At 40.8% G+C, this 15,046-nt stretch carries 10 protein-coding genes; 6 read left to right on the forward strand and 4 right to left on the reverse strand.

Annotated features, from left to right (window positions below):
* Window positions 1-4: 4 nt before the first annotated feature.
* On the forward strand, window positions 5-436 hold the full coding sequence (locus FCN25_RS18355) for a MarR family winged helix-turn-helix transcriptional regulator (protein WP_137226830.1): 432 nt from the start codon (window positions 5-7) through the stop codon (window positions 434-436).
* Between the two features lie 73 nt (window positions 437-509).
* On the opposite strand, the gene FCN25_RS18360 is transcribed toward FCN25_RS18355, so the two are convergent.
* Window positions 510-1,019, reverse strand: a complete 510-nt coding sequence (locus FCN25_RS18360) for a DUF2062 domain-containing protein (protein WP_137226831.1) — start codon at window positions 1,017-1,019, stop codon at window positions 510-512.
* Window positions 1,020-1,119: 100 nt separating this feature from the next.
* Here FCN25_RS18360 and FCN25_RS18365 point away from each other — a divergent pair, with 100 nt between their 5' ends.
* From FCN25_RS18365 to FCN25_RS18385, 5 genes are all read left to right on the forward strand, one after another.
* Entirely contained in the window at window positions 1,120-3,546 is a 2,427-nt protein-coding gene (locus tag FCN25_RS18365; RefSeq protein ID WP_302629533.1) for a DNA internalization-related competence protein ComEC/Rec2, read from the forward strand.
* A gap of 37 nt (window positions 3,547-3,583) precedes the next feature.
* Window positions 3,584-5,386: a lipid A export permease/ATP-binding protein MsbA gene (gene msbA, locus FCN25_RS18370; protein ID WP_137226833.1), complete on the forward strand. Its 1,803-nt coding sequence runs from the start codon at window positions 3,584-3,586 to the stop codon at window positions 5,384-5,386.
* A gap of 16 nt (window positions 5,387-5,402) precedes the next feature.
* Complete coding sequence (gene lpxK, locus FCN25_RS18375) at window positions 5,403-6,410, forward strand: tetraacyldisaccharide 4'-kinase (protein WP_137226834.1); 1,008 nt, start codon at window positions 5,403-5,405, stop codon at window positions 6,408-6,410.
* Window positions 6,400-6,576: a Trm112 family protein gene (locus FCN25_RS18380; protein ID WP_137226835.1), complete on the forward strand. Its 177-nt coding sequence runs from the start codon at window positions 6,400-6,402 to the stop codon at window positions 6,574-6,576. Before lpxK ends, FCN25_RS18380 begins: the two co-directional genes overlap by 11 nt.
* 275 nt (window positions 6,577-6,851) lie before the next feature.
* Window positions 6,852-7,583, forward strand: a complete 732-nt coding sequence (locus FCN25_RS18385; RefSeq protein ID WP_137226836.1) for a serine/threonine protein phosphatase — start codon at window positions 6,852-6,854, stop codon at window positions 7,581-7,583.
* Between the two features lie 113 nt (window positions 7,584-7,696).
* Here FCN25_RS18385 and FCN25_RS18390 read toward each other — a convergent pair whose 3' ends face one another.
* The 3 genes from FCN25_RS18390 to FCN25_RS18400 form a co-directional block, all read right to left on the reverse strand.
* A complete protein-coding gene (locus FCN25_RS18390) occupies window positions 7,697-8,578 on the reverse strand; it encodes an MBL fold metallo-hydrolase (protein WP_137226837.1) in 882 nt (293 codons plus the stop codon).
* Between the two features lie 143 nt (window positions 8,579-8,721).
* Window positions 8,722-11,796 (reverse strand): efflux RND transporter permease subunit, encoded by a 3,075-nt coding sequence (locus FCN25_RS18395; RefSeq protein ID WP_137226838.1) that lies wholly within the window; start codon window positions 11,794-11,796, stop codon window positions 8,722-8,724.
* Entirely contained in the window at window positions 11,793-15,044 is a 3,252-nt protein-coding gene (locus FCN25_RS18400) for an efflux RND transporter permease subunit (protein WP_137226839.1), read from the reverse strand. The genes FCN25_RS18395 and FCN25_RS18400 overlap by 4 nt, the downstream gene beginning before the upstream one ends.
* Window positions 15,045-15,046 lie beyond the last annotated feature (2 nt).

Genomic DNA, 15,046 nt, shown 5'->3' on the forward strand with positions numbered 1-15,046 from the left:
TCTTATGTCTGAAAATATTAAAGAGCCACTGTTTAATTTATTGCACAGTGTAAAACGTTCATTGCGACAAGCTATTGATAGTGAAGGGTTTGGTTTAACACCTTTACACATGCGCGTGTTGAAACTCATTGCTAGCCAAGATAAAGAATATACAGCAAATGATATAGTGCAGAAAACCTTGATTGATAAGGCGCAATTGGCGCGATTAATCAAAGAACTGATTCAGTTGGAATATGTTGTAAAGATAAATAATCCACATGATAAACGCAGTTATTTTTTAGGATTAAGTCCTGCAGGTTCTGACGTTGTTACGGTTTTGTCTGCGGCAGAATCTCGCGTTAATGAAATAATGAAAAGCGGATTAACAGACCAAGAGATTGCAGATTTTTCTCGTTTGGCAAAGTTGATGGCAAAAAATTTAAATCGACATCTGTAAGTGATAAAAATATAACCCATAAAAAAGTCACGAGAGTGACTTTTTTATAATAAATGAATCAATTTGTTGAACGTTATTGGCCTTTACGTTTTTGCCATTTAAATAGAATTGAATAACGCCACATGCTTTTTATGACAATAAAGCCAATCAATGCACTAATAATACCTAACGCAATGCAACCAACGAGGAAGGGCGGACCTATAGTTGATAACGAAGCTTCAATCCATGCCCAGCTGGCTTCAAATTGAAATGCCTGTGCTTTATGCCCGAGGATTTTAGTGCCTAATAAATATGCACCATAAAACATAATGGGCATGGTTAGCGGATTAGTTATCCACACTAGTGCCACTGCAACGGGAAGATTTACGTTAAACAGTATTGCCAGTCCAGCAGCAGCTACCATTTGAAATGGCATCGGTAGCCACGCCACAAATAGTCCAACCGCAAATGCCCCAGGGGCCGATTTACGATTTAACGCCCAAAGATTAGGCTTGTGTAATAGCGTGCCAAACACCCGTAAATACTTATGATTACGGAGTGTTTCTGGTTTTGGCATATATTTTTGTATAAATTTTTTTGGCATATTTGTCGATTAATGTCTTAACTAATTCATTATGAATCGATTTATCTATGGCTTTTGCGCCTGTTCTTTATCAGCGATGTTGTGGCCTTCGCTGGCACCTATGTGGTGTGTGCCTATTTTATTCTTAGTTATGCTTGTTTGCATTCGCAAAGGGCCGCTTATGGCTGGTTGTTTATTCGCAGTCATTTGGCTTAGCCTGTTGTTTCATAGCTTATATATGCATCAATATGCTGAAAAGTCGCAACAAATCGAGTTTAAGGCGCAGATAGTATCACTAGTTAGCCAAAACAGCGACTGGATTAGTTTTGATGTGCGCGTTATTGCCGAACCAAAGCAAGACGCTTTTTTTGAGACGTTGGCGCTTAACAATGTGCAGCGATATTACCGATTAACATGGCAAAAGCCAGATAAAATTGTGATCGGCCAAATATGGCAATTTAGTGCGAAGTTGAAAGGGATCACAAGCATCCAAAACCAAGGAGGTTTTAATCAACAAAAGTACTTCATTAGTAGGCACATTATTGCTAAAGGTCGAATTAAGCAAGCTGAGTTGATTAGCAATAGTGTGTCTATGCGCCAACAAGTCATGCTTGTGTCATCGCCGATACTGTCACAATTTTCTCAGGGCGACATTTTACAAGCGTTAATCTTTGGCGATAAAAGCATGTTAACCGCGCAGCGTTGGCAACAATTACGCCAGACAGGAGCAGGGCATTTAGTTGCTATTTCAGGTTTACACTTATCGGTCGTCTTTGGTTTATTTTACGCCATAATGATTGGATTGAGCCGTTATGCTTTTTCTTGGCAACATTTAGGTAAAATACAACTCGCGATGTTGATTGCGGCACTATTTACGTTGGGTTATGGCTATTTATCTGGTTTTGCTATTGCTACACAACGTGCGTTATTGATGCTATTTTTATTGCTGATATTTAGTTTTATAAAACAATTTAGCCATCATTGGGATCGGCTGGCATATGCCTTATTTTTTGTACTATTAGTCGACCCTTTCGCATCACTTGGTGCAGGATTATGGTTATCGTTTTGCGCATTGATGATCATTTTATTATCGGTTAAGTCCGATGTCACTGAGCAACAGGCAATCTTGGATGCAGATTATACCCATCAAAGCATTGATTCCCTCCAACCCCATAACGCAAAATTTTGGGTAAATAAATTCAAGTTAATAAAAAATAAAATACTCCGTGGACTGAGTGTATTGTGGTCTATTCAATGGCGTTTAGCGCTATTACTTGGTGTATTGCAGGGCATATTGTTTGGTGGGATCTCCCCTCATAGTATTTGGCTCAATATGCTGTTAGTTCCCTGGTTTAGTTTGGTGGTTATTCCGTTAACCATGCTGAGCTTCTGCATTTGGTTGGTGGCTTTGTCTGTTATGTTGTTAGTGGGAGTTGATGCTGGGGCACATCAAAATATTGGCCTGATGATATTTCAATGGGCCAATTTAAGTCTGGAGCCATTTGGATGGTTATTACAGCTGAGTGATCACTTGCCCCTAAAACAACTGGTGTTGACAGAACAAGAACTGGCAGGGTTATTATTTTTTATTTTGGCGACCATGTTATTGATGTTGCGCGGCTATGTACCTAACAAGCTTAGATCTGTTTATCGTTTAATCGTCGTTATTTTGGTGTTACCGATTATCATGGTGAAGCTAGTCGCTCATGATCTTTTACCTACGCCTAAGTCGACATTACGCTCAACACCTTGGCAGCTGCATGTGATTGATGTAGCTCAAGGTATGGCCGTGGTTTTACAGCAAGGACAGCACGGTGTTATTTACGATACTGGCGCAGCATATGGAGATTTTAGCTATGCGCAACGCGCTATACTGCCATTTTTGGCTAGTCGAGGTATTCGTTATATTGATTTTATTATAATAAGCCATGATGATAATGATCATGCTGGTGGATTGAATGTGTTATTGAAGCAATTTCCGCGGGCGGTATTGATAGCTGATTTCCCTATGGCTGCATCGACCTTGTCAGGTTTATCACGCCCCGTGAAAACTTGTGACGGTCAGTTAAACTGGCGTGGGGTACAATTAGGTTTTATCAGTAACCAGTTAACGACAAATAGTAATGATAATAACCGTTCATGTGTTGTTAAATTGTTTGATGGTCAGTCTTCGGTATTGTTAACCGGCGATATTGAAGCCCCAAGAGAACATATGTTACTGATGGATAATACTAATATACAGGCCGATATCTTATTGGTTCCGCACCACGGTAGCCGAACTTCATCTACAGCGGAGTTTATCGATAGCGTTAATCCTCAATTAGCCATTTTTACTGCTGGCTTTTCTAATCAATACGGTTTTCCTAAGTCAGATATTGTGGATAGGTATCAACTTCATGGCAGCAACATTTTACAGACGGGCCATGTTGGCCAAATTAGCATCAGCTTTACTTCTGACGGGTATAAAGTCGCCACTTATCGTCAACAAATTGCCCCATTTTGGTACAACCGTTTGTTTAGATTTGGTGAGTCACTTAAAGCAGAGTAGAATATCATTTATGTTTGTTAGTTAAGTATTGGATTCAATGTCAGCATCACCTAAAAATGAAATGTGGGTCGTTTTCAAGCGTTTGATGACCTATGTCGTACCAATGAAAACCATGTTTATTATGGCTGTACTAGGTCTTATCACCTATGGTGCTGTAGATGCGGCGTTTATCGCATTTATTAAACCATTTATCGACGAGGGATTTAGCCAAACACCGACAATTGTTGCGGGTGTCGACTTGCCGACTCATGGTGGTTTTAACGCCAATAAAGACATTATGTTAATGGCTCCAATTGCGGTCATTCTGATGTTCAGCTTACGTGGCGTGGCTAACTTTGTATCGACTTATTGCGTGTCGTATATGAGTGCACAACTCATTATGGATATGCGCCAACAAGTGTTTGAGCATTATCTGCGATTACCCGTGAGTTATATCGACCGTGAAAATAGCGGTAATTTGATTTCGCGCGTTACGTTTGATACGGAGCAAATAGCCCGTGCATCTGGTAGTGCGTTAATTTCAATTGTCCGTGACAGCATGACAGCCATCGGTATGTTAGGCATTATGTTTTATTATTCTTGGAAACTATCATTATGCATATTGGTAATAGGCCCAATAATGGGAATAGTGATCAGTATTGTTAGTAAGCGCTTTCGTAAAGTGTCTAAACAGATTCAATCTGCAATGGGTGGGGTGACTGCTACTACTGAGCAGATGATTAAGGGACATAAAAACGTATTAGTGTTTGGTGGCCAAAAAACAGAGGTTGATCGTTTCTTTCAAGTTAACGATCGTAATCGCTACCAAAATATGAAGCTTGCAGTCGCACAGTCAGTTAGCCAGCCGCTTATTATGGTAATTGGTTCGTTCGCATTGGCATTTGTACTGTATGCAGCCACTTGGGATAGCATGAAAACTGATTTAACGGCTGGTACATTTGCAGCTATTTTAGGTGCCATGCTAGCTATGCTTCAACCGATTAAAAACTTAACTCGAGTTAATGCTGAATTTCAACGCGGTATAGCAGCTTGCACAACAGTTTTTGAATTATTAGATACCGCGCCAGAACCCGATAATGGTGAGTTTAGTATTGACCGAGTACAAGGTAAGTTGACCTTTGATAATGTCACCTTTACCTATCCTGGCCAAGAAAAGCCCGCTTTAAATGGGATTGACTTTGAGGTTAAGCCGGGTAAAACCGTCGCACTCGTTGGACGTTCTGGTTCTGGGAAATCGACTATCGCCAGTCTGATCACCCGCTTTTATGGTAATTTATCAACCGGTGACATTCGTCTTGATGACACCAGTATTTATGACTATCAGCTTAAATCATTACGTAATCAAGTCGCGTTAGTGTCGCAACAAGTGACCCTGTTCAATGACACCATTGCCAATAACATTTCTTATGCCTATCCAGGTGACGTCACACGAGAGCAGATTATCCATGCCGCTGAATTAGCTTATGCGATGGAATTTATCGAAACCTTACCAGAAGGACTAGATACTCAAGTTGGCGAAAATGGCGTGTTGCTTTCTGGCGGTCAACGTCAACGTATTGCTATTGCTCGCGCTATGCTCCGTGATGCACCGGTATTAATTTTAGATGAAGCAACTTCGGCTCTGGATACCGAATCAGAAAAAGCGATTCAAAAAGGCTTAGATAATCTGCGTCATAATCGTACTTCGATTGTGATTGCCCATCGCTTATCAACCATAGAAAGTGCTGATGAAATTTTGGTTATTGATCAAGGGAAAATTGTTGAACGCGGTAATCACAGTGAGTTAATCGCTCAAGCAGGTATTTACGCTAATCTTTATCAAATGCAGTTCAGTCAATAATGATTAGGTGTTTGTGATGCAACAGCTTATTCATCGCATTTGGTACCAAGGTCATCAAGCCAAGTGGTTCTTATTACCTTTGTCTGGATTGTTTTGGTTAATATCCACTATTAGGCGAGCCCTATTTAATTACGGATTTAAGCACGCACAAGTGTTGCCTGTACCCGTAATTGTTGTTGGTAATATAACGGCGGGCGGGAGTGGTAAAACGCCCACGGTGATTTATTTAATCGAGTTATTGCGCCAACATGGTTATAAACCAGGTGTGATAAGTCGAGGTTATGGGGTTAATATTGATGGCGTTGCTGCCGTTAATATTAATGCAAAAGCCAGTGATGTAGGTGACGAGCCTGCAATGATTGTTGCTCGTACTCAAGTACCTATGGTTGTAGGCAGTAAAAGAATAGCGGCTGCACAAACGTTATTAGCAGACTTTGATGTTGATGTGATTATCAGTGATGATGGTTTACAACATTATGCGCTAGGACGCGATATTGAAATAGCACTCGTTGATGGTGAACGGCGTTATGGAAATCACTGCTTGTTACCCGCAGGTCCCTTGAGAGAGGGGTTATGGCGGTTAAATTCAGTTGATTTCGTGATAAACAATGGCGGGCCTGCTCTGAACGGTGAAGTGCTGATGACACTAGAGCCAGCTGCACTTTGTCAGGTTGATAGCAACCTACACGATGAATTTAGTCAACAGCACAGTGTCGTGGCTATGGCGGGCATTGGTAATCCGCAACGTTTCTTTAATAGTATTAGCCAGTTAGGTTATGAAGTAGTACAAACAATTGAATTTACAGACCATCAAGCTTTTGACCCAAAGCAATTAAATGAGTTATCTGTGCAGCATTCATTATTAATGACTGAAAAAGATGCGGTTAAATGTCGCGATTTTGCACAATCGAACTGGTGGTATTTACCTGTAAATGCGAAGCTTAACTCAGAATTTGATCACGCAATGTTGAGCCGATTACGACAAGTGGCTCAAACTAAAAAAGGATTGTCTCATGGCATTTGATAGAAAATTACTCGAAATTGTGGCCTGCCCAGTATGTAAAGGAAAGCTAGAATACGACAAAGAATCACAACAGTTGATATGTAAGTTTGATAAGTTAGCTTACCCAATTACTGAAGGCATACCAGTATTATTGGAAAATCGCGCTACGGCACTGGTGATAGAGTAACTTATTTATCGCTTTTTTGAGTAGAGATGACTAAGCGCCCGGAAGGGCGTTTTTTTGTTGGTCAATATTTAAAAAGTGAATGTTATTGCAATTAATATCAGCGGTGAAAAATGTATCATTTGTGTTTTTAGATTGTATAAAAGGTATGTATAGATTTGCTATTGAAGGCTATAAAATCATAAATAAGCATTAAAAAACATTAATTTAATTGAATGTTTTAAAACTGAGGAAGATAATTTAGCAATCAGTAATAGTAAGTTGTTGAGTAGGTTTTTATGGCTGAAAATGATAGCTTTCAACAATGTGTAGCGAGTGTCTTTCGCGAGCATCGTGGCGAGCGAGTGGTGTCATTTGAGTTTCAGGGGAAACGTTATTGGTTGAAACAAGTTGAACAGCTTGCCGGTGCAATGCGTTTGTTAAAGCAAAACTCTGCGGAGGCACTAAATAAAGAAATTGGGGTGTTAAACACCTTAAGTCATTTAGGTGCTCCTGTGCCTGCCGTTGTTGATTTTGGCGACGGTTATATGGTGGTCGAGGATGTTGGTGAGACCATTAATCATCTTCTTGAACATACAAATGAAATTTTGTGGCAACCAATTTTAAACGATGCCAGTGCTGCGTTGGCTAAACTTCACAGTATGCAGCTTGCTCATGGTCGTCCTGCATTGCGAGATATTAGCTGGCAAGCCGGTGAGGTGAAGTTTATTGATTTTGAAGCGAATCAACAACACAAATCTGTTGTTTCTCAACAAGTTCGTGATTTGTTAGTCTTTATCCATAGCTTATATCGTTACATTGGCCCCAAGAATAGTGCGATTAATCTAGCTATTGATTGTTATCGTAAAGCCGGTGGAGAAATGATATGGCAAAAAGCCAAGCAGTTTTTAGCTTCTTGGCAATGGTTATATTATTTCGCTAGACCATTTCGTGACATTGGTGGAAAAGATTTGAAGCCGGTATATTGGGTATTATGGCATTTCAGACAGGCGCCTTTGATACTAGCATAGTGGCTGTTCTGTCTTTAATTATGTTGATGTTTATACTAAAAGCTTGCTTAGAACAGCAAGCTTTTATATGTAAGTTGACAGTGATATTTATTTTACCGAGATAGGTTAGCCATTTAAGTTTTTGTGGATAGGTCTTGATATAAGGTTTCAATCCATTTGTCTGCAGAGATAAATCCCCAAGCCCAATTAGCGTATTTTGCTGGCACGCCCTGTTTTTTGATGGTAGCTAAATCATGGCCCATTTCTATTTCACCACGCATCCAATTAATACTGTCATCAAGCATATGCTTAAATTTTAACAGTGCATTTTTATCGGCTAACGCGCCATGACCGGGTATCACTTTAGTCTTATTGTCTAAACGGTCGAGTATTAAACTAACATTTTCTCGGTAACCCGTCACAGAACCTCCCGCCGCTAAATCAATGTACGGAAAGCGGTCTTTAAAGTATAAATCGCCCATGTGAATGATATTTGCTTTCTCCCACATTACAACACTGTCTCCGTCGGTATGGCCGGGACCTAGGTGGATAACTTCTAAAGTATCGTGATTGAAATGTATTGAGATGTTTTCTTCAAAAGTGATAACAGGCAGTGCTGAGGTGGGCGTACTGTTATCTTCACTAAGACGTTTGAGCACATTATGATGGGCTAGGATTGTACCTTGCTCGCCAAAATGAGCATTACCACCAGTATGATCACCATGGTAATGAGTATTCACTATGTATTTCGGTACACCGGGTTGAATTTGATTGAGGGCGGCAGTAATTTTATCGGCTAATGGTGCAAATTGGTCATCGATGATCAATATACCGTCGTCCCCTGCAGAAACACCAATATTGCCACCGGCACCCATAAACATATAAGTATTATTATCTAGTTTTTTCGAGGTGATAGTAACATCACTCATGGTGTCATCTGCCACTAAAACGTTGCTGAAAGCCAACATTGCAAAAGCACTTAATCCAATAATGTTTCGTTGGAATCTCAGTTTCATGTTTGTCCCTTTTATTTATTGTCTTAGCGAGCTAGTTGTTATCAATACTACTAATTCAACGTATTAGATCACATAGCTGTTAAGGCTTTTTGATAGCTTGTCGTTAACGCAATAGCTAATGTAGTCGCATTATTCTAAGACGATTAACGACTAGTATTAGTCCAAGGTAGCAGTTTTTGAGCAAAAGTGTTGGCTAAGCCTAATCGAATAGCTGCCTTATGCCTCATTAAGTAAAGAGCTTGGTAGCACAATGGCACTAAATACAAACTGGTTACCGTTGAAAAAGTTAACCCACCAATGATCGCAATGGCCATTGGTGAATAAGGTGGTCCACCGCCACCTATTTGGGTGTCTCCCATGGCTAACGGAACTAAGCCTAACACTGTTGTTGCAACTGTCATTAATACTGGACGCAAACGGGTAATACACACGGTGACAATAGTGTCGCTTAGCTTATCTAAATCCGGAGTCATTTGGTTGATTTGATCAACCAATACAATACCATTATTCACCACAATACCCATTAAAATAAGTATGCCAATCATAGACATTACCGACATCGGCGTACCTGTTAACCACAGTGCCCAAAATACACCAGTTATGGAGAACATGATCGAGGTAATGATAGCTGTTGGTAAAAGCAGTGATTCAAATAATGCCGCCATAACAATATAAATCATCGCAATGGCTAAGATCATATTCACCGCCATGATTGACTGGTCTTCATCTTGACGTTCAAACCCACCCCGAAGCGAATAGCCGTATCCATTTGGAAAGTTTACTGAATCCATTACTTGAGTTATTTTGGTTTGTGCTTCTTCTGTGGTGAAGTTTTCTAAGTTTGCACCGATTGATAAAGCTGTTTGGCGATTAAAATGTCGAATGGTATCAAAACGTGGAACCACGGTTGCTTCAGCTAAACTGTCTAGGGTATAAACTCGGTCACCTTGACGAATAATCGGTAGTTGCTTAAGTTTTTCCAGCGATTTTTGCCAGCTTTTGTCATAGGCCAGTTCGATACGTAATTCGCCGCTAGGATCATGACGAAATGAACGTAGTTGTGAACCTCTTAAAGCAATTGCAATGTTCGATGCTATATCACTTAAGGTCAAATCCAGTCTGGCAGCCATTTCTCGGTTAATGACGACAATAACTTCCTGTTGTGAACCATTTACTTCAGAACGTACATCGACTAGACCTTCTATATCTTCGAGTAGTGGCATCACTTGCTCACTGATACGAATTAATTCGGTTGTTGAGCGTCCAGTTAACGTCACACGAATACCGTTATTTTCGTTGCCCCAACCAAATTGTGGCGTAGCAATCGAAAACTTAGGAAAGCCTTCACGGATCATTTTCTTTAACTCACCAATGTCTATTGGGATGTCTTTTTGCAATAAAATGGTTGATTGTGCATCTTGTGGGGCGTAGTAACTGTAAACCGCATCAATATAAAACTTGTCTTTATTGCTGTATAAATACGTTTCCATGCTATTAATCATGGCTTCAGTGACCGCTAGATTATGGCGACCTTCTAGCTGGTAATTAATGTATAAACGGTCATTACCTTCACCATCACCTTGATCTTGTTGCACCATGCTTAATGGCAATACTGTTGATACCAATATCACCAAGGCAATGACACCAGAGCGTTTAGGGCGGGTTAAAATCCAGGTGAGGCTGCGTTGATAAAAACGCCCTAAGTGATTATTGCCATTAGCGGCTTTCACTTCAAAATGAAAGTGATTAAGCATAAGTGGAATAAGGGTTTTTGCAACTAACAATGAAGCCGCCAGCGAAATACAAATGGCGACAGCAACGTGTTCTAAAAAGATGGTCAGTTGCACTTTAACACCAAAAATATTGGGTAAAAATACAATGGCGGTGGTTAATGTGCCCGCTAACACTGCCAATGAAACTTTTTCTACGCCGGTTAACACGGCTTGTTGGTTGGCTTTTAGCTGGCAAGTGTCGTCAATGTGTGCTGCTTGTTTCTCTTGCAGTACGCTTTCGGTCACCACCACCGCATTGTCAATCAACATGCCGACTGCTAATAGTAGTCCCATCATCGACAAAATATTTAAGCTGTAGCCTAAAAAGTACATACCAGCCAATGTCATACATAATGAAATCGGCACAGATGAGATAACCACTAAGGTCATTTTAAGGTTACGTAAAAAAAGATACAGCACGCCAAATGACAATACCGCACCCATTAAGCCAGACAGTAGTAAGTCTTTTAATGACGATTTAACACCATAGGCTTGATCTTCCATGATAAACAGTTTGATGCCATTAAATTGCTGATCTTGCTTAACCTGTCCGATAACGTTTAATACTCGATCAGACACCTCCACTAAATTAGCACCAGACTCTTTAAATACGTCAATGCCCACTGCATATTTTTGGTCTAAATGTCGTCCTTCTATTTTCTCGGGCAGGGCATAATTCACCATCGCAATATCTTGCAGGCGAATACCTGGCACTATGACCAAATTGTTAATATCATCGAGACTGGTAAATTCGCCTTTGGGTGATACTTGATACACTCTTGAGTTTTCTCTAAGGGTGCCTGCACTGATGACGAAGTTTTCAGCCAGCAAACGCGTGCGTAGATCGAGACTATTAAGGTTTGAAGCTATTAATTTATCGGCATCAAGCCGGATTTCAATCTGATTTTGTTCAACGCCATAAAGGGTGACTTTTGATACGCCATCAACGCGTTCAAGTGGCTTACGCAATTGTTTGTCTAATAAATCAAATGCATTAGAGAGTTCACGCTCGCTTGATATGCGAATGGTCAGAACCGGCATATCGGCGGTAGAAAACTGTTGGATCATCACGCGTTCGACATCTTTTGGTAATAAATGTCTTACCGAGTCGATTTTCTCACGTGCTTCAAGACTTTTGGTGGCAACGTCTTGACCCCATTTCATGTTGAGTCGAATAAAAGCACCGTCTTGGGTTGAATCTGAACGCACCTCTTCAATACCACTCATGGTGGCAAGTGATTCTTCCAGAACTTTAGTGATATCCCGTTCAACTTCTGCAGGACTGGAGCCTTTATACGGAACTTGCACCACAATTTGTGGAATATCAATCCCTGGAAACATTTCTAATGGCAACATTCGACTGGCCGCCATACCAAATAACATGATGGCCAAGAAAAACATACAGGTGGTGACAGGGCGCTTTATTGCCAGTTGAGTTATGTTCATGCTGGCGTATCCGCAGTATTAAGTTCAACGTCGCTTTGGATATATTGTTTACGATCAAATAACGCATATAAAGCAGGGATAACTAACAATGTAAGCAAGGTTGACATGCTTAAACCGAAAATCACAGTAATCGCCATTGGCGCACGAACTTCACTGCCATCGCCAATCCCTATTGCCATAGGCAATAAACCTAAAGTAGTGGTTAGGGTTGTCATCATGATAGGACGTAAACGAGATTGCGCAGCATCATTAATCGCAGTTAGCTTATCCTTGCCTTCTTGGCGTAACTGATTAATACGGTCAACTAATACAATCGCATTGTTGACCACAATACCTGCCAGCATAATTAAGCCTATAAATACCACCACACTTAAATGGGTTCCGGTAATAAATAAACCAATAATGCTGCCTGCAACGGCCATTGGCACGGCAATTAAAATTAACAGTGGATGTAACAATGACTCAAACTGACTGGCCATCACTAAATATACTAAGAAGATAGCTAGAACCAAGGCTATTTTTAACGAATCAAATGATTGTTCCATTTCTTCATTTTGACCGCCAAATCTGGCCTGTATCGAACTCGGGAACTGCTGTTTAGTCAGTATTTGTTGTGCTTGAAGCACCGCTTCGCTTAAATCACCATATGCCAAATTAGACGACACAATAGCGACTCGCTGTTGACTGATACGATTAATCGCTGAAGGACCAATTTGCAAATCTATTGTGGCGATAGCACTTAATGGGATCGGTTGGGCGCTATTGGGATTAATAATTAACGATTCAATGTCGCTGATCTGATCGCGTTCGCTTAACTCACTGCGCACCAAAATATCCACTTTACGATCACGTACCGTAAACTGGCTGGCAATAGTCCCACCTACGCGTTGGGCTATACGGTTAGCGACTGTCGGCGCATCCATTCCTAGCGCTGCTAAACGGGCATGATCAAAGCGAATACTGATCTCTGGTTGGCCATCACGTAAGCTAGTATTGATGTCACTAAAACGGTCAGACTCAGACAAGGCATTAACCAATTGGTCTGCGCTTTGTTTGAGTTGAGCTAAATCATAACCTGATAATTCAATTTCAAGTGGGGTTTTAAAACTGAATAACTCAGGATGTTCAATTTTAGCTTCTAGTTCAGGAATGTTTCTTGCTGTGTTTCGCAATACCTGACTAACAACGTTAAAGGCTAAAGGGTCTGCGAGTACCACTTGTAATCGGCCCCAGTTTTCACCGCCGCGAGCGGTATCTGATGTCATTAATCCACCGCTACCCGCTTGGCTATAAGCATGTTTCACATCTTCACGGTCTTTAATCGACAGCGCTAGTTTTTGTAATACGGCATCAGTTTCACTGACTTCGGTGCCTGGTGGTAATAAAATTTCGACATAAAACTCACCTTGATTCATCGGCGGGATTAACTCGACACCTAACTTAGGCAGTAAACTGCTTGAGGCTAGGGTCACCATTAGTGCTAACACAATGGTGAGTACTTGGTGGCGTAGGGCGTGATGTAACACTCGGAAATAAATTGATTCTACGATGCGATATAAGTAGTTAAAGCCAGCACAGATGGGTTTGAGTAACAGCCCAAATACACTACTTATAAAACGGCTAATGACAATAATTGCGGTTAACAATCCTGAAGGTAAATAGCTAAACAAGAGTTTAAAGGGAAAAATCAGCACTGCCAGTAAGTAATAAGCTATTTTTCCTTTGCGACTTGTTGGTTTAGGCTTTTGGGTCACTTCAACCGGTTGCGGCAGGCTAGTAAAACCTTGACGTGATGCCAACATGGGAATGGCTGTTAAGGCGACAAATAATGAGGCGAGTAGGGCGAACGTGACAGTGAGAGCTTGGTCGGAAAATAAGGCTCCAGCAATGCCATCGACAAACACTAAAGGTACAAATACTGCCAGCGTGGTAAGTGTAGATGCAAAAATGGCACCAGAGACCTCTTTACATCCAGTGACGGCTGCCTCAACTTTACTCATGCCTTGAGCTTTATAACGGTCTATGTTTTCTAAAACCACAATGGCATTGTCGACCAATAAACCAATCGCTAACGCAATACCGCCTAGTGACATAATGTTTAAACTGATATCAGCAAAATACATCATATTAAAGGTGGCAATAACCGAAAAGGGGATCGAGATAGAAATAATCAAGGTGGCAATAATATCCCGTAAAAATAGGTAAATCACCAGCATTGCCAGTAAGCTACCAAATAACGCTGCAGAAGTTACCTCATTCACTGCACTTTCAATAAACTCAGATTGGTCATAAATAACTTTTAATTTATTACCTTCATTAGCTTGGTTGATTTTTTCAAGTTCAGAGCGTAGCTTTTGCGCAACAGCAACGGTATTGGCGTCGCCTTCTTTGTATATTGCTAGCTCAATCGATTCTACCTCGCCGATACGAGTAATATCACTGCGTTCTTTGTAGGCATCACTAATCACCGCAATATCAGATAATCTGACTAAGGTTTGGCCATCTCGGTAGATAATGACTTGACCTAACTCATCGAGTGAGTTGAATTGATTTAAGGTTCTGACCAAGTATTCTTTATCACCCTGAATCACTTTACCTGCTGAAAGGTTGATATTTTCTTCATTGATTCGACGCTTAACCTGGTCGGCATTAAGATTCAATTGGCTTAGTTTTTGTTGATTTAATTCAATGTGAACTTCTTGCTCCAACCCACCGGATAACCTTACGGCAGCAATACCGGATAAGGCTTCTAAACGTCGTTTTAACTCTTCATCTGCAAAGGTTCGCATTTGCTTTAATTGTTCCGCATCGGCATTGGGTACAGAAAAAGCTAAGCGCATGATGGGATCAAGATTGGGGTTAAAACGCAGTAATAATGGTTTATTAATGTCTAAGGGAAGTTCGATAGTGTCGATTTTTTCACGTACTTCAAGGCTTGCCATATCCATGTTGGTGCCCCATTCAAACTCGAGCACAACATCAGACATGCCAGAACGTGAAATTGAACTGATTTTCCGGAGTCCTTTTACCACCCCTACAGCTTCTTCAATCGGTTTTGATACCAGCTGTTCAATTTCAACCGGAGCGGCACCGTCATAGGCTGTGCGTATTGTCACGCTAGGATAGTTTAAGTCTGGTAACAATTTTACCGCGAGGCGAGAAAACCCTACCATGCCAAAAAGCATTACAGCTAACATGAACATCCATACAGTGACGGGGCGTTTAACTGAAGTGTTAATTATTGACATTA

Source organism: Shewanella sp. MEBiC00475 (assembly GCF_005234075.1).
Lineage (GTDB): Bacteria > Pseudomonadota > Gammaproteobacteria > Enterobacterales > Shewanellaceae > Shewanella > Shewanella polaris.

Coding starts and splice junctions, on each gene's coding strand:
- FCN25_RS18355 (WP_137226830.1), top strand. CDS start 5: ATGTCTGAAAATATTAAAGAGCCACTGTTTAATTTATTGCACAGTGTA.
- lpxK (WP_137226834.1), top strand. CDS start 5,403: ATGCAACAGCTTATTCATCGCATTTGGTACCAAGGTCATCAAGCCAAG.
- FCN25_RS18360 (WP_137226831.1), bottom strand. CDS start 1,019: ATGCCAAAAAAATTTATACAAAAATATATGCCAAAACCAGAAACACTC.
- FCN25_RS18365 (WP_302629533.1), top strand. CDS start 1,120: ATGTGGTGTGTGCCTATTTTATTCTTAGTTATGCTTGTTTGCATTCGC.
- FCN25_RS18395 (WP_137226838.1), bottom strand. CDS start 11,796: ATGAACATAACTCAACTGGCAATAAAGCGCCCTGTCACCACCTGTATG.
- FCN25_RS18385 (WP_137226836.1), top strand. CDS start 6,852: ATGGCTGAAAATGATAGCTTTCAACAATGTGTAGCGAGTGTCTTTCGC.
- msbA (WP_137226833.1), top strand. CDS start 3,584: ATGTCAGCATCACCTAAAAATGAAATGTGGGTCGTTTTCAAGCGTTTG.
- FCN25_RS18380 (WP_137226835.1), top strand. CDS start 6,400: ATGGCATTTGATAGAAAATTACTCGAAATTGTGGCCTGCCCAGTATGT.
- FCN25_RS18400 (WP_137226839.1), bottom strand. CDS start 15,044: ATGTCAATAATTAACACTTCAGTTAAACGCCCCGTCACTGTATGGATG.
- FCN25_RS18390 (WP_137226837.1), bottom strand. CDS start 8,578: ATGAAACTGAGATTCCAACGAAACATTATTGGATTAAGTGCTTTTGCA.